This is a genomic window from Kosmotoga pacifica (assembly GCF_001027025.1).
Classification (GTDB): domain Bacteria; phylum Thermotogota; class Thermotogae; order Petrotogales; family Kosmotogaceae; genus Kosmotoga_B; species Kosmotoga_B pacifica.
The window spans coordinates 929,927-951,795 of sequence record NZ_CP011232.1 but is presented as its reverse complement, the minus strand read 5'-3'; the positions used below and the strand labels follow the sequence as shown (position 1 = coordinate 951,795).

The window sequence follows — 21,869 nt, the reverse complement described above, 5'->3', positions numbered from 1 at the left end:
TAGACTTTCAAATCTCGGTTCTCGATTGTCACGTACAACCCATAACCTACCACCTATAAGACCGATAGGTCGCATAACCCTTGACGCAGAGTAAAAAACTTTATACGGAAAAATCGCACATACGAAAAACCCACCTGAAGGAAACAAGGAAAAGCAGATAGGCATTGTCTAAACCCAAGACGCCATTTCTTGACTCTACTATCCCCCGATGTATTCTCCTCGTGAAGAAACGGTCTTGGATAAGTATTTCAAAGATGATGTGCCCCATGAAATCAAGGTGAAAAGGCTGGATGAACTGCTCGAACTTCAAAAAAGAATAGACAAGGGAATAAACGAAGCTCGCAAAGCCAAAGAAATACAAATCATTGTCGAGGACACTCTCAAAGATGGTAAGTTTTATGACAGAATCATCAATAATAAAATAGTGATTTCTGAAAAGAGCCCCAGGGGCTTTTTTGTTTTATATATTTTATGCCGCTTCTTGAAAAATTTTGCGTGATCATTCTTAAAGTTAATAATTTTGTACCGAATAAATGTTACCTTTTTTAAAGCGCTGTTGGAAATAACATATTTATTATGATGATTACTTCAAAAATTCACCATAAGACACTGAACAGCCAAAAATACCCGAGTAACATTAATATAAGTTTGAAATTAGATGGCGAATTAGTGTAAAATCATTTTTAGGTCTTATTTGATTCAACCTGTGCTCTTCGAATTAACAGAATGAGAAAAGAAAAAATTGGTCATTGAAAAAGGCATGGAATCATCGTAGCTTCGTGGTGCCCAAACCATATGAAAAGATGATTCCACGCCCACCACGAATAGCTCACAGATTCTCCCAAATGCTATTAAAAATGTTCACTTTAACCACAAAGAGCAGGAGAGATTCGTTCTCAGTTATTCCTCCGCCTTGTTCATAGCAAACTACAAGAACACCAGAAGACTTGCTAAGTTATGTAACTGCACTCAATCTTCTGTCTCAAGATTTCTCAATACGATTCTATTTCCACCATAGTATTGTCTTACTCGATCACTATTCAACAAAAAGCTATATCGAGACCTGTTTCAAGGAAATCAAGCAGAATTTCGGATTAAAAGCTCAAGCGTTTTCGGCCAGAAACATAGAAAGGCATGTTGAATTGGTGCAACTCACCTTTACTGTGTGGATGATAGCGAGATTCTATCGTTCTGTCAAAGACCAGGTAGGGTTTAGAGGTTTCTTAGGAGAATTCAGGTTTAATTACTATCTTTGGATTGGTAAGAAAACGATTAAAGCCTGTTATTTCGTTTGACCAGATGCTTTCGAGTTCTTTGTTAACTCAAAGTGCATAACTTGAGAAGTTAAGATCAATTCAGATATCAAAAGATGGATACAAATACACTTCTAGAGTTATTTAATTCGGAAAAAACAGAAACATAAGGCTCATGCAATCGAATTTGCCATCCAGAGTATTGAGGGGGGGATAATTTATGTCTAACAAGAGGTTCTATCTTCTGGTGCTACTGCTCCTGATTATCCTTGTTTTTTTGGTAAGTTGTATTCCTAATTCAGTGAAAATAACGCCTCCGAAAAACCTCAAGCTTTACCTCGAGACCAACAAGAATGTTCTCCTTTGGGAAATGCCTGACAATGGCCGAGTAGCTTATTATAAGGTTTACAAAGATGACATCAAGATAGGAGAAACTGTTGAAACGTATTTTGAAGATTATGGACTTCTTTCAGAGAGGGATGATGTTTTATATAAGGTCGTTGCTGTTGATAAAAAGGGTGACGAATCTTCGCCAGCTCAAATATCCTCATCAGATTCCAATGTCTGGGTTCATATAGGTGGTAATGTACTGGATATAAATGATATCACAAAGAAAATTCCAGGAGCGACAATACAATTTGCAGATAAACTTTATTTAAGCGATGGCTCTGGTGCTTTTTCTTTTTATGTGAAAAAGAGTGCTGATTTAATCAAAATAAGTGTTAACCACAGTAGTTACGAGAAAACTGAGTTCCAAATCAAGGCTAATGAACCTAACGACAATATAAAGCTTACTCTCAAGAAAATCGATGTTACTGAAAAAATCGTTAAGGAAGAAGGAAAAACCTTCGAAGACCCGAATGGCGAGATAGTAGTTGGATTGCTACCGGATTCATTGACAGAAGACGGGAGTATTCGCATTTCAGGCGTGGACTCAGATTATGGCATTAGAAACGGAAAGGTCTTTGAAATAGGAATCAACCCTGTTACAAATAAAATCGTTAAACCATTAGTTGTGACCATAAAACTAGCAAAAAACGAGAAGGGGGTTGCTTTACTTTGTAATAGTAACCTCATTCAGAACAATATCCCTTCCTTCCGAGAAGCTGTTACAGAACTTACAGACGAAGGGTTACTAACTTTCCAATTGAAAAGGTACCAGGATGGTATTTGGTCCACTGTAAAAAAATCTTCCTTTGATCCTGATTTAATTACAGTCACTGGTGAGATTGATGAATCTGGTATTTATGCGGCAATTCCAGATATTGACATTCCAATTTCCCTCAAGCAGTCTTCGGAAGAATCACCGGTTTTTGCGGCTGTGAAAGTAATAGATTCTATCATAGCAAACGTCAGTTTAAACATGGATGTGTTTTCCAGAGAAATAATTGACAATTACTTTGGTGGTATTCTGATAGGAAATTACGTTTTTGAGGTATATGAATCTTCAAATATTGTTACTCGCAAAATTGTGCAAAAAGTCTATGTAGCACCCGAAGGAATAGATCCTAAGTTCTCTGAAAATTTTAGAGACGTTGAAGTTCGGCTGGATTCTTCACCCAGTGCTCCGGGAAATACTGGCTATGAATTTTTCATCAATGCTGATACATGTGAACTAATCGATGAAAATGTATTCAATTCGCTCAATTCAGATGCAGATATCGACAACTTCTTCTCAGAAGTAAATGGTTATCATATTTTAGATTTTCTTGAAGAGGGAAAAACATACACTTTAAAACTAATTGTAGAAATTTCAACACCCTTTGGAAAAATTGAGCGAAAATTTGACCTTGGTAACTTCTCAGTATCCCAAACTGTTTCCCCTCCGGACATGCCTGAAATACTTAATCTTACAACAGGTACAGATTATATATACATTGACTGGACAGAAGAACCGTCTTCAAACTTTGAAAAGTATAGAGTATACATTAACAAATCTGGTGTTTTTGACGAAAATGATTTTGTGCTTGAAATAAATGAACCAGAGACTTCCGAAGCAACAATAGATGACTTTATATTCCCGGATCTACGAGACAACACAGAGTACAAAGTGATGGTAGTTACTTATAACGACCAGGGCCTTTCAAGCAAGAGTCTCATTTCAAGTGTGAAAACATTAAACGCACCACCTCAAGCTTCTGTGCTATTTCTTTCTTCGATCGACAACCCAGTAACTTCCAGATCTGTATGCTTATCCTGGGAAGAGTCAGAAGCGGAAGACTTTGCTAAATATGTAATCACATATGGTGGGAGTTCAACAGAAATTACATCAAGAGCAGTAACTAGTTACACCATCCAAAATCTCGATCCTGATACGGAATATTCATTCAGGCTTCTGACCTTTGACACGGGGGGCGCATATGCTGAAAGCAATGTTCTAACAGTAAAAACAAAGGAACATTTTCCTCCGGTGGCTCCGAAGATTAAGCTAGCAGAAATTGAGAAAAACTATGAAGGAAACTATAATATAACACTTTACTGGTCGGATATATCCACTACTAACGATGGTTACAAAGTCTATAGAAATGGAGAAGAAATCGCAAGCAATTTAGGAGCAAACAGTTACAAATATGTAGATGAGAATTTAGTCACAACGCCTGGAAAGAAGATCAGTTATGCTGTTGTCGCATTTGATCACTTAGGATATGGTTCGAGCGATGCTACAGACGTAATTATTCCCGTTGACAAACCTTCTCCTCCAACTAATGTCACTTTTGAACCTCAAATAGATTCTATAAAGCTTTTATGGTTGCCGTCTTTATATGCTAAGGGTTACAAGGTTTATATGTCAATGGATTCCATAAACTGGACTTTGAAAAGTCAGACCATTAATACTTCTTTGAGAATAGAAGGTTTGCTTCCGGGAAATTCTTACTTATTTAAAATCTCGGCATTTAATGACGCAGGAGAAAGTGAACTGTCGGAAACAATTGTTGCTACAACTCTTGAATTGCCAGAGCTCGCTGCGCCCAGTAACCTGATTTCAGAGGAAATTGCCTTCGATCATGTAGAACTATCCTGGAACACCGTTGAAGGAGCACAAGCTTACAAGATATACAGAGACTCAGTAGAAACACCGATAATGATAAATTACGGAAACAGCTCCATTAAATTCACTGATACCAGCGTGAAAGCAGAGACCCAGTATACTTACTACATTAGTGCTTACAACGAGGACTATGGTGAATCAGATTTGGTCTCAATCACTGTTACAACTCCTGCACCGCCAGTTCCAGCAACTCCAACCGGACTTAAAGCGATATACAATTCCAATTTTGAAGGAATAGAAATCGAATGGGAAAGCTCAGGCGATATAGACGGATACGAAATTGAAAAGAAGTACGAAGACTCTTACTGCTTTATTCGTGTTGACAAAGAGACAACTTACTATCTTGACATCAATGTATTAGGAAACCATACATATTTATACAGAATTAGATCATTCAATTCCTTTGGAACCAGCGGTTGGTCTGATTATGTAAGTGTGTTTACTCCAAATCTTCCACCGTCTTCTCCAGAAATTCTGTATCCTGCTATGGGTACAGAAGTGTTAAAAGATGATTTGTACCTACAATGGTCTAATTCTGTTGACCCTGACAGAGATGATGTGGAGTACGTACTTTATCTAGGCAGAAGTCCCGATAATCTTTACGAAATTGTCTCCGGAACCGAAACTTCATTTGTTCCTGTAGGATTGAGCACTGGAATATACTACTGGAAAGTAATTGCCCGAGACTCACATGATGGAATTAGTGCAAGTAAAATAAGCTCATTTAGTGTAAAAGGAATAGGTCCAGTCTGGAAACTGATACCTGTTCAAAGTCTAGATGAAGGAGAGAAGTTAGAAATCTCTTTGACAGAGTATGTATCTGATCCAGACGGATTTATAACATCTATCGAAAAAGTTGATGGAATCGGTGATGTTTTGGATGGAATCTTCACCTATTCTCCTGATTATCTTTCTGCTGGTTCATATATCGTAAAGCTAAAAGCTATTGATAATGATGGAATGGAAACATTTACAAACTTGAGTGTTATCGTGAAAAACGTTAACAGGAAACCCATAGTTGATGATATCCATGACCAACATATATCAGAAGGAAGCTTACTTGAACTTGAAATAAGTGCTGTTGATCCAGATATTGATGACACATTGTTATTTACTCTGACGGGACCGGGTACAATTACCAAATTGAATGGCAATACCGTTCAATATTCCTGGACACCGGACTATGAATCAGCTGGAGAACATGAAGTGATAATAGCGGTAAGCGATGGAGAATACACAGTAACCGACAGTTTCACAATAACAGTTGAAAACACAAACAGACCTCCTATTTTGCAAATCCCCGACAAGCATACTTCTGAAGGTTCGACACTCGTTTTTGACCTTTCTGAGTACGCCAGTGATCCAGATGGAGACGCCCTTAGTTTCAGAAAGGTCTCAGGAGACGGTGAACTATCCGGTAGTGTATTCACATATACAGCGGGATATGAAGATGAAGGAGATCATGAAGTGGTAGTGGCTGTATCTGATGGAGCTACAGAGGTTACAGACACATTCGTAATACACGTTAGTGGTTCAAACCGTGCTCCAATAATAGATATTCCGGACCAGGAAATACCTGAAAACAGCACTTTAGTTCTTAACCTTTTAGAATATGCGACTGATCCTGATGGAGACAGCATAACCTTCGAGAAGATAGAGGGACCTGGTCAAGTTACAGATAACGAATACACTTACACGACTGACTATGAATCTGCGGGACAGTATACGGTAAAGATCACAGTCACCATACCATTTATTTCACCAACACCGGAAACTTTTCTCACAGAAACCTCATCACCATCTGGATCATTTATATAATCTAGTATTTGAATATTTATGGGCTCTGTTTCATATGCATTTTGATTTGGAATGTCTACTTCCGGAGGGCGATTGGAATTCAGTACAACCAGGGTAAAAGTTATCTCTGTATATGCCCCTTTTTCATCACTGACTCTAATGATTACTGAGTAAGTTCCAGAATCATCGTAATCGGCTTTGAAACTATAAATGTTTGATATGATCATTCCTGGTCCTGATTTCAATTCATAAGTTAATAAGTCACCATCAGGATCGTTCCCAACGATGGGCAGAGATATTTTTTTACCTTCGTACATTGTTTGATCAGTAATTTCTTCTACTATCGGTGCCCTGTTGACATCGTTGACCGTTATGGTGAAGCTATCCTGTGCTTCTCCACCCTTGCCATCCGCCACCTTTATCGTTACTTCGTATGTGCCCGCGTCACTGTAGTCGGGACTGTAACTGTATACGTTACCCTCTATCCTTCCTACCCCGGATATCATGGTGAAGCTGAGCGCGTCTCCATCCGGATCGGTAGCATATTCCTCCAGGTTGAACTCCAGTACCTCTCCTTCATTCACAACCTGATTGCCTATCTCTATACTCGGGGCCCTGTTGACATCATTCACTGTTATCACAAAAGTATCTTCAACAGTGAATACACCATCGCTCTATTCCTGGACACCGGACTATGAATCAGCTGGAGAACATGAAGTGATAATAGCGGTAAGCGATGGAGAATACACAGTAACCGACAGTTTCACAATAACAGTTGAAAACACAAACAGACCTCCTATTTTGCAAATCCCCGACAAGCATACTTCTGAAGGTTCGACACTCGTTTTTGACCTTTCTGAGTACGCCAGTGATCCAGATGGAGACGCCCTTAGTTTCAGAAAGGTCTCAGGAGACGGTGAACTATCCGGTAGTGTATTCACATATACAGCGGGATATGAAGATGAAGGAGATCATGAAGTGGTAGTGGCTGTATCTGATGGAGCTACAGAGGTTACAGACACATTCGTAATACACGTTAGTGGTTCAAACCGTGCTCCAATAATAGATATTCCGGACCAGGAAATACCTGAAAACAGCACTTTAGTTCTTAACCTTTTAGAATATGCGACTGATCCTGATGGAGACAGCATAACCTTCGAGAAGATAGAGGGACCTGGTCAAGTTACAGATAACGAATACACTTACACGACTGACTATGAATCTGCGGGACAGTATACGGTAAAGATCACAGTAAGCGATGGTGTATTCACTGTTGAAGACACTTTTGTGATAACGGTGAATGATGTCAATAGAGCCCCAAGTGTAGAGATAGGCGATCAGGTTGTGAACGAGGGAGAGGTACTGGAGCTCAACCTGGAGGAATATGCTACCGATCCGGATGGAGACGCGCTCAGCTTCACCATGATATCCGGGGTAGGAAGGATAGAGGGTAACGTATACAGTTACAGTCCCGACTACAGTGACGCGGGCACATACGAAGTAACGATAAAGGTGACGGATGGCAAGGGTGGAGAAGCACAGGACAGCTTCACCATAACGGTCAATGATGTCAACAGGGCCCCGAGTATAGATGTGCCTGACCAGAGTGTGAGCGAGACCCAGACGTTGACAATAAACCTTTTGAACTATGCCATGGATCCAGATGGTGATAGTTTAACCTTTGAGAAGGTATCGGGTGTGGGGTCTATCGATGGCAACATCTTCAGTTACACACCCGGATATGACGATGCCGGTACACACGTGGTGACGATAAAAGCCATAGACAGCAGAGGTGGAGAGGCACAGGACAGCTTCACCATAACGGTCAATGATGTCAACAGGGCACCGAGTATAGAGATAGGCGATCAGGTTGTGAATAAGGAGAGGTACTGGAGCTCAACCTGGAGGAATATGCTACCGATCCGGATGGAGACGCGCTCAGCTTCACCATGATATCCGGGGTAGGAAGGATAGAGGGTAACGTATACAGTTACAGTCCCGACTACAGTGACGCGGGCACATACGAAGTAACGATAAAGGTGACGGATGGCAAGGGTGGAGAAGCACAGGACAGCTTCACCATAACGGTCAATGATGTCAACAGGGCCCCGAGTATAGATGTGCCTGACCAGAGTGTGAGCGAGACCCAGACGTTGACAATAAACCTTTTGAACTATGCCATGGATCCAGATGGTGATAGTTTAACCTTTGAGAAGGTATCGGGTGTGGGGTCTATCGATGGCAACATCTTCAGTTACACACCCGGATATGACGATGCCGGTACACACGTGGTGACGATAAAAGCCATAGACAGCAGAGGTGGAGAGGCACAGGACAGCTTCACCATAACGGTCAATGATGTCAACAGGGCACCGAGTATAGAGATAGGCGATCAGGTTGTGAATGAAGGAGAGGTACTGGAGCTCAACCTGGAGGAATATGCTACCGACCCGGATGGAGACGCGCTCAGCTTCACCATGATATCCGGGGTAGGAAGGATAGAGGGTAACGTATACAGTTACAGTCCCGACTACAGTGACGCGGGCACATACGAAGTAACGATAAAGGTGGCGGATGGCAAGGGTGGAGAAGCACAGGACAGCTTCACCATAACGGTCAACGATGTCAACAGGGCACCGAGTATAGATGTGCCTGACCAGAGTGTGAGCGAAACCCAGACGTTGACAATAAACCTTTTGAACTATGCCATGGATCCAGATGGTGATAGTTTAACCTTTGAGAAGGTATCGGGTGTGGGGTCTATCGATGGCAACATCTTCAGTTACACACCCGGATATGACGATGCCGGTACACACGTGGTGACGATAAAAGCCATAGACGGCAGAGGCGGAGAAGCACAGGATAGTTTCAACATTAACGTAAGTGATAAGAATAGACCTCCTCAGTTTACATCATTTAGTCCTGAAAATGGAGCGTCAAATGTCAGTACTAATACAACACTCGAATGGAGCGCTATTGATCTAGACGGTGACACAATCACCTACGATCTGTACTTTGGACTTACTGAAACACCTCCTATTGTACTTAGTTCAACATCAGCCAAGAACTATGTGCCTGAGGTACTCATTCACGGTACCACATATTATTGGAAAGTCATTGCTTCCGATGGTAAATCCACAGTTAGTTCAGAGACAATGAGCTTTAGTGTTGAAGAAGAATCCTTTAATGAAAGTTCACTGGGAATAAGAGACAGCGTTCTTGAAGCTAACAGTCTTGAAGATGTGATAATCCACGCAAAAGGACTGGAGAATGTTGCTGGTATTCAGATCGTGATTGAATACGAACCGGAGTATATCGACACTTCTGATGTTTCTGTAACTCTTATGGGACCGATAGAAGGATTCCTTAAGGTTGTAAAACAACTTGAAGGAAACCGTTTACTTATCTCTGTGGCAGATATCAGTGGTTCAGAAATTGACATCTTAGATGAGGACATTATGAAAATAACACTGAAAACTCTCACCGCAGGAAAAACGGAAATAAGGTTCGTTGGCGAAGAGACAGAAGTAAAGGATTCTTCACTTAATTCTCTGGCAGTAGATACAAAAGACAAAGGTATCTTCTGGATAAAGTGAAGGGGGTAAAGCACATGAAGAGAATGATAATAGTACTGCTTACATTGTTTCTGGTTATAAGTCTATCGTCCTGTCTAAGATTTAAAGAGGATGCAATGGAAGTAGAGGGGGCGATGCTTTTACTTCGTTCCGGAAGCATAGTCATAGAAGCAGAGGAAACAATGACAGGCTTTGAGATAACACTCAATGAAACCATATCTCCTGAAGCTGTGGAAGTATCCAATGACTACCTTAAGATAGTCAAGAATGATGAAGGAATGACTACCATAGCGGTCGTCAAGCCTTCTGGTGATATACAAAAAGGCGAGAAGATTCTCACGATATTCGGGAAGTTCAGGACGTTGAAGGGAATCGTTGCAAATGTAAAGAAGGAATACATGCTGGAGGTACAGAGAGCACCAGAACCGTTGCCAGATGGTATATCCATAAGGGATACGGTGATAGACAGGAATGCCGAGGGTGTTTTCTACATACACGCGCAAAATGTCAATGGAATAGGCGGGAGCGAACTCAACATAACCTTCGACCCGGCATATATAGAGATAGACACCACGAAGGGGAACAACGGAGTTGAAGCGCTCAATACATACAGCTCAGGAATGATGATAGTACAGGTGGACAACGAACAGGGGACGTTGTTAATATCGACGGCGTTTACGAGTTCAGAAGGAATTAGCATAGCCTCTGAAGACATATACGCCGTACATGTAAAGACAAAGTTCAACACGGGTATTACAACGCTGATAATGTCCGGAGAAGTAAAAGACCCGAGCACAAATCTTTTGAATGTATCTATATACGGTGGAGAAATAGAGATAGGAGCACCAAAGCTACTGGGTGACTTCGATGGAAACGGAAAGGTGGATCTTAGTGATTTCATACTCTTTGCACAGCACTACAATACAGAAGATGGAGACGGTGTATACGAAGTAGTGTACGACATAGCACCAGCCGAGGATCATTATGGTGGAGAATGGGCTGGCATATACGACAAATGTTCACCGGACGGAACAATAGGTCTTTCCGATTTCATCATTTTTGCAAGAAACTACGCAAAAACAAAACCAAACGAAACCCCAGAAATACCTCATGACCCAGTTCCTGCTGAAGGTGCCAGTAGTGTTGAATTGAACTCAGTAACACTGAGTTGGGCATGTAATGATCCAGAAGGAGATTCCCTTGTTTTTGATATTTATTTTGGTATAAGTTCTGAAAATATGGAGCTCATTGCGTCAGATAATCCTTCTAACAGCTTCACAATTGGAGAGTTGTTAATGCCTGATACAACTTATTATTGGAAAGTTGTAGCCAAAGATGGTATTCATGAGGTGCAGAGTCCAGTCTGGACTTTTACAACGAACTCACATCAACCAGGAACGATACTTATATACCCTGAACCTGAAGGAAATATTGATTATGCATTAGTTGCGGGAAGTTCTATATCCGGAAATCTCAATTTTAATAATGGAGGAAAAAATTCGATCAATTTGTCAGATTTCATTCCGGGCGATACTTACGACGTTTCAGTTGTGATTCGAGAAACTTTAAATGAACAGGTTAAGTACTTCTTATGGCGGGGGAACATAACTCTACCTGATGAGGGGATCTGTATTTTTTTAGAAAATTTGACAAACACGCTGTCACTTGAACTGCAAGATGAAAGCGGTATGGAAATCGCTGCAACTTCAACTGTTTCGTTAGCATTTGAAATAAGTGATTATAAATACTTCACTGAGATATATGGTGCTTCTTATAAAGATATAAAAGCTATTAAAAATAACCTGACATCTTTGATTTCTTTGACAGCAATTGATAACGCCAACCATCATGTTTGGTACACTCAAAACCTTAATATGAATGATGTTACTGTACTTTCGTTGAGTGATTTTGGAACATTAACCTTCAATATTCATGCAGATAACTTTGAAAATTCCTTTATCAAACTGGATCCACGGGAAAAGGCAGTTATTTGGTCGGGGCCGTTTGTCGACACAGAGCAAGCAACTGAATCCACGTTCACTGTTACACCGGATACGCTTTTCAAAACTTTTGTGGTATTAAGAACAGCCGGTTACTTATACATGAGTTATGATGTTGGAGGAGTTACCGTCAGTAATGGCACTACAGCTGATCTAAATTTCTTTGGTATGCCAATTATTGAACTTGAAGGAATTCCTTCGGATGCGACAAATCTCCAAATTCCTGCTGGAGAGTCAGGAAGTTTGCAAGGATGGATTAGGGATGAATTTGGGAATAACATTACCATCAAAAATCGCGATTGGTCAAATCCTTCTGTTACAATGCAACTAATCGGTCCCTCGGACACAGTAACGTTACAGACGGAACTAACTGAACAAGGTTTTGCATTCGACAATTTAACTGCTCCCACGGAACCCGGGACATATACACTAATCATCGAAATTGATGCTAATGACTATCCAAATACACAATTTTCAAATTCTTTAAAGAGGGAAATAACCATAACTGTAGTTCCATCTGAAAGCTTAACAAATGGCTTTGTTATAGTTCCGGATGAAGGAATGAGAATCACAAGATGTACAGCGCAAATTATCGAAAGATATGTAGGCGGGGGATACGAAGCAAGATCAAGTGGAGTCAACGTTGGTAACTTAGCCATCAACGAACCAATAATTATAGACTTTGATTCATTTTTTACACCCTTTGACCAATGGGACGAGACATGTGAATACTTCATGACAATAGAAGAGTCAAACGGAAGCGAATCATATGCTGCTATTTTCTATGGAACTTACACCTATCCTGGAAAAATAACCTTAGAGGCTTCTACTTTGCAAAATGTATTTAACATATCCCTTTTGGACAAACAGGGCAATCCCGTTTCTAACTCACATAATTTTACAGGAATACTCAAATTTAATTCTAATATTTATCCTATCAGCCTTTTCGAAGTGAATAACCCGGAAAAAGTGAAATCTAATCTTGAAACAATTGACGGGCTCATTTTTTACGACCATACAGACAAATCTGTGTGGTTTGCAAACGGTGTTGGAATAAACGGAACTTTGACACTTAGTTTGCAAAACTGGGGAACAATACACGTGCTCATAGACGGAGATTTTGGGACTATAAGTCCGGGAATTAGCACTTGGGGTGCAGATCATAGATTTTGGTATCCTGAGGGTACATTAGAAGCTCAAATTTCTGTGATGCCCGGAGATTTTTTCGTGGTTGATTTCCAGGAAGATGACAATTTTAGGTGTGGCATTTGGCAATGGGTAACAGTAGGCGCTAATGATGAAGCAACTATCTATGCTTATGGAACTCCAAAGGTAGTCTTTGAAGGAATAGACAACGCCGCCATCTCTTCTGAATCTATTGGCTCTAACATTAACATCTGGATAGAGGATGCGTACGGACACAGATTAGAAGTGTTGGATAAGAATAATAATTGGGCTGGAATCGAGGGGAGACTAACTATTCAGGGAAGTGATGGCAGTACCGTATATGACCAAACCAAACGTGCAGAAGGAACTGACTATCATTTTGATAACCTCCCCTCCCTTGAATCCGGCGAATACATTATTAGGTTTGAAACCACTCTTCCGGATATATATCCAGTATCCGCGTTTGCAGGGCAGACATTAAGCCGAGAAATAACCATAACCATCGCTCCACCCGAAGAAGTGACTTTCCCCGATCCCAATCTTGAACAAGCGATAAGGGAGGTATTGGGAAAAGAAGTTGGCGAACCTATATACAACACCGATTTAGCGGGGATTCACGAATTGAACTTGGAGGATAGAGGAATAAGCAACCTCGGTGGTCTGGAATATTGTACAAATCTCGAAGCGCTCTTCGTATCTAGAAATCAAATAACCGACCTCACACCCATAATGAATTTGCCAAACCTCAGGACGTTGTTCGTTGGTTGGAATCCGATCAGTGATATTAGTCAATTGCAAAATCTGTCGCAACTCGAGAATATTGGCATAGAAGGGTTGAACCTTGGAAACGAGGATGTCCTTTTCTTAGCAAATTTCGTCAATTTGAGAAGTCTATGCATTAATGTCAACAATCTGACAGATATAAGCTTTATAACCTCAATGACACAACTCGAATACCTGAACATAGAAGATAACAACATAACGGATATCTCTGTGCTTCCAAGCCTTCAAAATCTTCACGGTGTGAGTCTTGGAAGGAATCCTTTGAGCTCCATTGAGCCGATCAAGAATATGACCTGGCTAGAAAACCTGGCTTTGGTTGGTTTGGGTTTGACAAACTCAGACATCCAATTTCTACAGAACTTCAGTAACTTGAAATGGCTATGGCTGAATGAAAACCAGGGAATCAGCGATCTTACACCTCTGCAAAATCTGAATCTGTATCTACTGGACATAGGAGGATGTTCGGTAAGTGATCTGTCACCACTGGCAGGGCATACGAACCTCGAAAATCTCTGGGCGTGGGGCAACTCGATTACAGACCTCAGCCCGCTGCAAAATCTACCCAATTTAAGAGAAATTGATTTGAATGGTAATGCAATACAGGATATCACACCCCTGGTAAACAATCCTGGACTTGGTGAAGGAGACTGGATCAACCTCGAGAACAACTATCTCGATCTCACACCAGGTTCAGATGATATGAACAACATCCAGGCTTTGATTGACAGGGGAGTAAATGTGAGATATGAACCACAAAATGCTCTTCCTCCATCTCCACCAGATGATTGGAATTTACTGGGAACAGACCCGACGGATGTTTCAACCCCTTCAATGGACATTGTCGAAGTGTCATACGCTGAAACCGCTGATCTTCTATTCTTTAAAGTAAGGGCTGCAGGGCAATGGCAAGATTTGTCGGAAGAGTTTATTGTAATAGGGCTGGATACCGATTTGTCCACTCAAACAGGAGTAAATGCTTATAATCCCAATATTGGGGTTGATTACGTGATAATAGCCATTACCGGTAGTTCCGAACCTTGGGTTGGTGAGGCCCCGAATGACGGAACCATTGGATTTATACCTATTGGAAGCCCTATATACATAGAAGGCAATACTAATTCTGATACCTTAATCGTTGGTGTAGAGAAATCACTAATAGGATATTCGGGACAAGAAACCAGGTTAGTTGTGACAACTGTCGAAAATCCTAACTCACCAGTTTTGGTTGATTCCGCTCCCAATATAGACTCTTTGCCAGGGTATTTTACAATAGGTCTTCCTCTGGTTGCTGGAGATTGGAACAATTGGACTCCAACAGAATCTGACAGAATGATTTTAAAAGATGGTCTTTATACCTTCGAACTTCCTGTAGCTTCGATAACATTTCTTCCAGGCAGTTTAGGAAATATTGGTTGGTATACAGTGTACAGTAGTGTATCGGGGTCAAAAATACCTATTTGGAAAGAAAATTTAGGCGATGCAACATCTATAACGATATATGCCTCACCAAGCCTTATGAGTGAAGGGGACGCAATTGGAATTGGAGATAGCGAAAAAGAGACTGGAGACTGGTACTGTGCTGGAGAATTTAACAACTGGACACTGTCAAAGATGGAAAAAGTTGGAGAAAAATATATTTTAAGAATCAGTATAAACGTAGATGAAGGTGATAGTTATTACTACAAAATCGCCAGAGGAACCGATTGGAGACCTTATGAAGAACAATTCGATGGTAAAGATTATGATGCTGGATACCAAGAAGATGCTTATTTTGTAGCTGGTCAAGCTGGAAATCTGCTGGTAATTGAATATTATCCGAAATTAAGTATTTTGAGCGCGCATGTTGAGACTGATCCTACATATCCACCTGATGATTGGATGTTGCTCGGAACAGACCCAACAGACGTTTCAAGCCCGTCAGTGGACATAGTCGAAGTGTCTTACGCAGAAAACATTGATTATCTGTACTTCAAAGTAAAGGCTGCTGGACAGTGGCAAGATTTTTCAGATCATGCATTAATCATATTGTTAGACACCGACTCGTCTACGTTAACTGGTTTTAATGCTTTTAATCCTGAAATAGGAGCAGACTATGCGTTTATCTTTAGTCCTGATTCTACTTCATCAGTTGTTTATGCCCTAAGCGAAGAAAGCGGCACCGAATTGGGTGGTCCAGCATATGTTGAAGGCCTTACTAATTCGGATACTGTAATAATTGGAGTTAGCAAATCTGTTATTAAATATGCTGGTCAAGAAGTCAGAGTAATTGCAGTAACTGGTACCGAAGATGCTCTACTCGATTTTGCCCCTGATTCTGGCTATTTCACAATTGGAAACCAGCCTCCTGAAGAACCATACATAATCCAAGATGGTCTTAGTGTCACAGATGGGGCAACTGGAGTACCCTTAACTCCCGCTCTCTGCTGGGATTCATCTGATCCAGATGGCGATACTATTGTATATGATGTTTATTATGGAACTTCACCTGAAAATATGCAGTTATATCTTTCAAACTATACCGAAAAGATTAGCATGTCAGGAGATTTGATCGGTTACGCCATAATAAATCCAGCACTTGAACCTTCAACCACATATTACTGGAAAGTTGTTGCCAAAGATGGTAAAGGGGGTATCACCGAAGGACCAATATGGAGTTTTACCACCACTTCAAATTCAGTTGTTCTGCCAACCGACTGGACTTTACTGGGACAGGATACCCTCGATGATTCTCCTTCGGGATATGGAATAAATGAAATCTACTATGGTGAAACCTCAGATTACTTGTTCTTTAAAGTGATATATGATGACAACTGGGATGTGGCTTTGGAAAAGTTTGGCACATATGTGCTTTTAGATACCTCATATCCAGCAACACCACCCGAATATCAGGATTTTATTGCTGAAATGGACATATCACCAGATTACTTTTTTGTGTTTGGCGTTGTTAATTATTACGCAACTTTTGATTTCTCTTACTTCAGTGGTTTAGATTATATCACCGGTATTTATAACTCGAACCAGATTATCGTCGGGATTGAAAAATCAAAAATGAACTATACTGGAGATCCCTTGAGTGTTGAAATATGGCAAGTTGGATTAGATGAAACTTTACTGGACGAAGCACCGAATACGGGCTACTATGTTGTTAATCCTCCTGAAACAGAATATGTAATCGAGGATTCCAATGGTATAGCAGGTGGAACACTTTATCTTGGGCTGCCAAACGCTCCTTCTACGTTGAATCCCTATTGGGTACAGAACAGTTCTTCGCAGGAAATCGTAAAATGGTTTTGCGATTCTTTATTAAATGCTGACGATGAAGAAATGCCAACGATTCCGGCTCTCGCGGCAGATTGGTGGTTCTCCGAGGATGGAAAAACTGTATTCTTCAGTATTAGAAATGGTGTCTTTTGGTCGGATGGTGTTCCTTTCACCGTTGAAGATGTCTATTTCACGTTTACAAGGGTAGCCTTGGTTGAAGGTATGACCGCCAGTGGTCCTGGTGGTGTTCTGGATGCCAACGGCCAGCTTCCGATTGTGGAGATTGTTGACGAGAACACTATATCATTCACCTGGACCGCTCCAAATGTTTGGGGCTTCAAATGGGTGGCATACAGTTCAATCCTTCCGAAACACATTTGCGAAGAAGCTGTTGATAATGGAACATTTTCTGGCACATGGTCGGTGGGTGATATAGAAAACATCGTTGGTACAGGCCCTTTTATACCTGTAAGTATCTCCGAATCTACCGTGGTGCTTGAACGCAACCCATTCTATTACCGAAAAGATATAAACGGGGTTCTACTTCCCTATCTCGACAGGATAGAATACAAGATTACTACAGACATGTACAATGACTTCCAGAACGGCGAAATAGATATTTATAATCCGACAGCGGAGGAATTTCCCGGTATTGAAGAACAAGCAGAAGAAAAAGGTTGGGTTGTCGGTGTAGGTGGGCCCGCTCTTGGTTCCCAATTTATCGCATTTAACTGGGTCAACAGTGATCCTGCTAAGAGAGAATGGTTCAGGAATGAGCACTTCAGAAAAGCCTTCGTTTATATGCTTGACAGGCAGACTATTATTGACGAGCTCTACAATGGACTCGGCACACCGATTTATGGGCCTGTAAGTCCTTCTTCGGGGTTCTACAATCCAGAAGTTGAGAGTTTTGGCTACGAATATTCCCTTGAAAAGGCAAGAGAAGAACTGGAGCTCGGTGGTTTTACATTGACTCCAGACGGTACTCTTGTGGATGCGAGTGGTACTGCTGTTGAATTTGAATTAATTACAAATGCTGGTAATACTATCAGGGAGACAATTGGTAATGATATCGTTTCTAAAGCTGCAAGCCTCGGCATAAAAATAAACTTCAACGCGATTGATTTCGATACGGTGGTGCAAAAACTTCTTGCTCCAGATTATGAAGCTGTCATCATCGGGTTAAGTGGGTCCACCGATCCGGGTTCAGGCTGGAATGTCTGGAGACTTGATGGTGGCTTGCACTTCTGGAACTACTCACCCGAGCTAAGGCCTGATACTGTTCCTGAAGACATTTGGTGGTCTCCCGATTGGGAACAGAGAATAGACGAGATATTCAGGTTGCAAACCTCAGTAGTAGATCCTGGTGAAAGATATAACCTTTTTGCTGAATTCCAAATGATATGTGCTGAACATCAGCCTTTGATTTATACCGTTACCCAGAACTATCTCTATGCCCACAAGGATACTGTTCATCTGGCTAATCCTGAACCAAATCCGGCAGCTGGTATTCTCTGGAAGGGATATTGTATATGGAAAAGCGAATAATCGTGTGTCTTATCTAACTCTTACCTGATATGGGGGGATTCGAATGAAGAGAGTGGTAACTATATTACTCGCAATATTTCTGGTTATAAGTCTATCGTCCTGTCTAAGATTTAAAGAGGATGCAATGGAAGTAGAGGGGGCAATGCTTTTACTTCGTTCTGGAAGCATAGTCATAGAAGCAGAGGAAACAATGACAGGCTTTGAGATAACACTCAATGAAACCATATCTCCTGAAGCTGTGAAAGTGTCCAATGACTACCTTAAGATAGTCAAGAATGACGAAGGAATGACCACCATAGCGGTCGTCAAGCCTTCTGGTGATATACAAAAAGGCGAGAAGATTCTCACGATATTCGGGAAGTTCAGGACGTTGAAGGGAATCGTTGCAAATGTAAAGAAGGAATACATGCTGGAGATACAGAGAGCACCAGAACCGTTGCCAGATGGTATATCCATAAGGGATACGGTGATAGACAGGAATGCCGAGGGTGTTTTCTACATACACGCGCAAAATGTCAATGGAATAGGCGGGAGCGAACTCAACATAACCTTCGACCCGGCGTATATAGAGATAGACACCACGAAGGGGAACAATGGAGTTGAAGCGCTCAATACATACAGCTCAGGAATGATGATAGTACAGGTGGACAACGAACAGGGGACGTTGTTAATATCGACGGCGTTTACGAGTTCAGAAGGAATTAGCATAGCCTCTGAAGACATATATGCCGTGCATGTGAAATCGAAGTTCATCACGGGCACCACGACCTTGACAATGTCTGGGGAATTCAGGGATCCGGACACGAACCTTCTTAACGTACTTGCAGTGGGGGGAAAGATAGAGATAGGAGCACCAAAGCTACTGGGTGACTTCGATGGAAACGGAAAGGTGGATCTTAGTGATTTCATACTCTTTGCACAGCACTACAATACAGAAGATGGAGACGGTGTATACGAAGTAGTGTACGACATAGCACCAGCCGAGGATCATTATGGTGGAGAATGGGCTGGCATATACGACAAATGTTCACCGGACGGAACAATAGGTCTTTCCGATTTCATCATTTTTGCGAGGAATTATTATTGCCAGAAACCAAATGCAGCTCCTGTCTGGTCGATTATCCCGGATCAAACAGTCATAATCGGGTTCAATCATCAAATAAACCTGGCTGATTATATGTTCGAACCTGACGGAGAATCTGTAACTTACGCCATCGTTGAAGGACCAGGTGAAATAAATGGAAACTACTATGATTGTTCAAATATCACTGAACCGGGGCAATATACAGTATCCATTGAAGCTTCTGATGGCATTTCTTCTTCCACAATCAGTTTCAATATAAGTGCTTATAAGCTTTTCGGCAAATGGACCGGCTATTACTATGAAGGCGATAGTGTTGAGATTGAAGTTACTTTTACCGAAAGCGACTTCCAAATCACATCTATTGCTGAAAACTATACAATTACCGGAACTTATACTATTGATACTTCTATATATCCGGCAAACATTGATTTGTTTATCGGTGAACCTGTGTACGGAATCTTAAAGTTCGAAGATGATACACTCTACATATCTATAAATGATCCAAGACCATCTGATTTTTCTCAAAACAATATTTTGCTGGTTCTGGAATCCATGGAACGAATTTTAACCGAATTAACCTTTGGGGAACCGGAAACTCTTGATCCTCACTATTGTTATGAAACCGCCGGTGGCGGAGTCATCCTCAACGTGTACGACAACCTCATCAAGTACAAGGGCGATTCCGTAACGGAATTCGAGCCCATGATCTCGACCGAGGTTCCAACACTGGAAAATGGACTCATCCAGGATGGCGGTACGAAGTACGTATTCCCCATAAGGGAAGGCGTCAAGTTCCATACTGGAAACGTTCTCACTCCTTATGACGTCGAGTACAGTTTTGAAAGAGGAATCCTCTTCGATCCTGCTGGTGGACCCATGTGGATGATCATCGAAGCCCTCTCCGGTGGAGACTACGCTTCACTGGAAGACTGGTTCGAAGCCTGGTCAGGTATGGCCTACTCCGATGCTGTCGATGAAAACAGGGAACCCACCTCTGAAGAGGCCAAAGCGAAGCTCATCGCTTTCTACAACGAAGTCATCGATCCTCTCATTGAAGTCGATGGTAACAATGTCGTGTTCACACTCCATGGTCCCTTCGCTCCGTTCATGTGGATCATTTCCCACTACGCTGGCTGGAGTGCAATCCTTGACTCCACTTGGGCCAAGGAAAACGGTGCCTGGGACGGAAACGCTGATGGTTGGTGGAAATGGCACGACCTGCAGCCAGAAGAAACACCTTTCCACAGTGTAGACGCTGGTTCCGGTCCATTCAAGGTTGTCGAATGGGACAGGGCACAGCAGAAGGTCATCCTCGAAAGATTTGACGAATACTGGAGAGGTCCGGCCAAACTGAAGACTGTCATCATCTGGGGTATCGACGAATACTCCACCAGAAAAGCCATGCTCGAGGCTGGCGACGCTGACATCGTCTATGTTCCCACACAGTACAAGGATCAGGTCGTGGGTATGCCCGGTGTCAGAATAATCGACGGATACCCGACATCAGCCATCACCTCCTTCCACTTCAACTGGAAAGTCAAGGAAGGAAGCGAATACATCGGAAGCGGCAGACTCGATGGAAATGGTGTGCCACCTGAATTCTTCAGCGATGTTCACGTTAGGAAGGCCTTCTACTACTGCTACGACGGCAGGACTTTCATAGAAGAGGTTCTCAACGGCTACGGTAAACTCGTTCCGACAGACCTTCCTGAAGGTTACCTTGGTTTCGATGAAACGCTGCCCGTTCCTGAATTCAACCTTGCCAAGGCCGCAGCTGAATTCAAGAAAGCCTTTGATGGTCAGCTCTGGGAAAAAGGCTTCAAGCTGACGCTCCTCTACAACACCGGTAACGAAGCCAGACAGACCGCTGCCGAAATGTTCAAGTTCTACATCGAATCTCTCAACCCGAAGTTCCACATAGACGTTCAGGGTGTGCAGTGGCCTACATATCTCAAGGCCCAGAGAAGTGGTCTCATGCCCGCTTTCATCATTGGTTGGCTGGCTGACTACCCAGATCCACATAACTTCCTTGCAACTTACTATGCTAGCTACGGTATTTACGCATCCAGACAGGGTGAACCCTTCCTGGAATTCGCCAAGGAAAACATCGACGAACTCATAACGGCTGCCGTCAAGGAAACAGATCCTGCAAAACGTGACGAACTTTACAAGGAAGTTCAGAGAATAGCCATTGAAAACACACTTGGTGTTCCTCTGTACATGCCCCTTGGCTTCCATGTCGAGAGAGACTGGGTCAGAGGCTGGTATCCACATCCTCTGAGATCCGGTACTAACTACTACGAGGTCTACAAAGAGAAATAAGAAGAAATTCGCTTTTAATTTAATTTAAGG

7 protein-coding genes are annotated in these 21,869 nt (G+C 41.8%); 6 read left to right on the top strand and 1 reads right to left on the bottom strand.

The window, feature by feature from the left end:
• Positions 1-235 precede the first annotated feature (235 nt).
• Positions 236-499, top strand: a complete 264-nt coding sequence (locus IX53_RS04355; protein ID WP_047754303.1) for a hypothetical protein — start codon at positions 236-238, stop codon at positions 497-499.
• A 974-nt stretch (positions 500-1,473) separates the two neighbouring features.
• The gene (locus IX53_RS04350) at positions 1,474-6,120 is read left to right on the top strand and encodes a fibronectin type III domain-containing protein (protein ID WP_047754302.1); all 4,647 of its coding nucleotides are present in this window, start codon (positions 1,474-1,476) and stop codon (positions 6,118-6,120) included.
• On the opposite strand, the gene IX53_RS10890 is transcribed toward IX53_RS04350, so the two are convergent.
• Positions 6,006-6,740, bottom strand: a complete 735-nt coding sequence (locus tag IX53_RS10890; RefSeq protein WP_156173100.1) for an Ig-like domain-containing protein — start codon at positions 6,738-6,740, stop codon at positions 6,006-6,008. The genes IX53_RS04350 and IX53_RS10890 overlap by 115 nt on opposite strands.
• On the opposite strand from IX53_RS10890, the gene IX53_RS04345 reads away from it, so the two are divergent.
• Genes IX53_RS04345 through IX53_RS11105 form a run of 4 tightly spaced genes read left to right on the top strand, consistent with a single transcriptional unit; the run spans position 6,718 to position 21,839 of the window.
• Positions 6,718-8,052 carry an Ig-like domain-containing protein gene (locus tag IX53_RS04345; RefSeq protein WP_218916084.1) on the top strand — a complete coding sequence of 445 codons (1,335 nt, stop codon included), beginning with the start codon at positions 6,718-6,720 and terminating at the stop codon, positions 8,050-8,052. The genes IX53_RS10890 and IX53_RS04345 overlap by 23 nt on opposite strands.
• Positions 8,049-9,695, top strand: a complete 1,647-nt coding sequence (locus IX53_RS04340) for an Ig-like domain-containing protein (protein ID WP_053001180.1) — start codon at positions 8,049-8,051, stop codon at positions 9,693-9,695. Before IX53_RS04345 ends, IX53_RS04340 begins: the two co-directional genes overlap by 4 nt.
• Before the next feature lie 14 nt (positions 9,696-9,709).
• Entirely contained in the window at positions 9,710-18,433 is an 8,724-nt protein-coding gene (locus IX53_RS04335) for an ABC transporter substrate-binding protein (RefSeq protein ID WP_047754300.1), read from the top strand.
• Positions 18,434-18,476: 43 nt separating this feature from the next.
• Positions 18,477-21,839 carry an ABC transporter substrate-binding protein gene (locus IX53_RS11105; protein WP_245612762.1) on the top strand — a complete coding sequence of 1,121 codons (3,363 nt, stop codon included), beginning with the start codon at positions 18,477-18,479 and terminating at the stop codon, positions 21,837-21,839.
• The last annotated feature ends 30 nt before the right edge of the window (positions 21,840-21,869 follow it).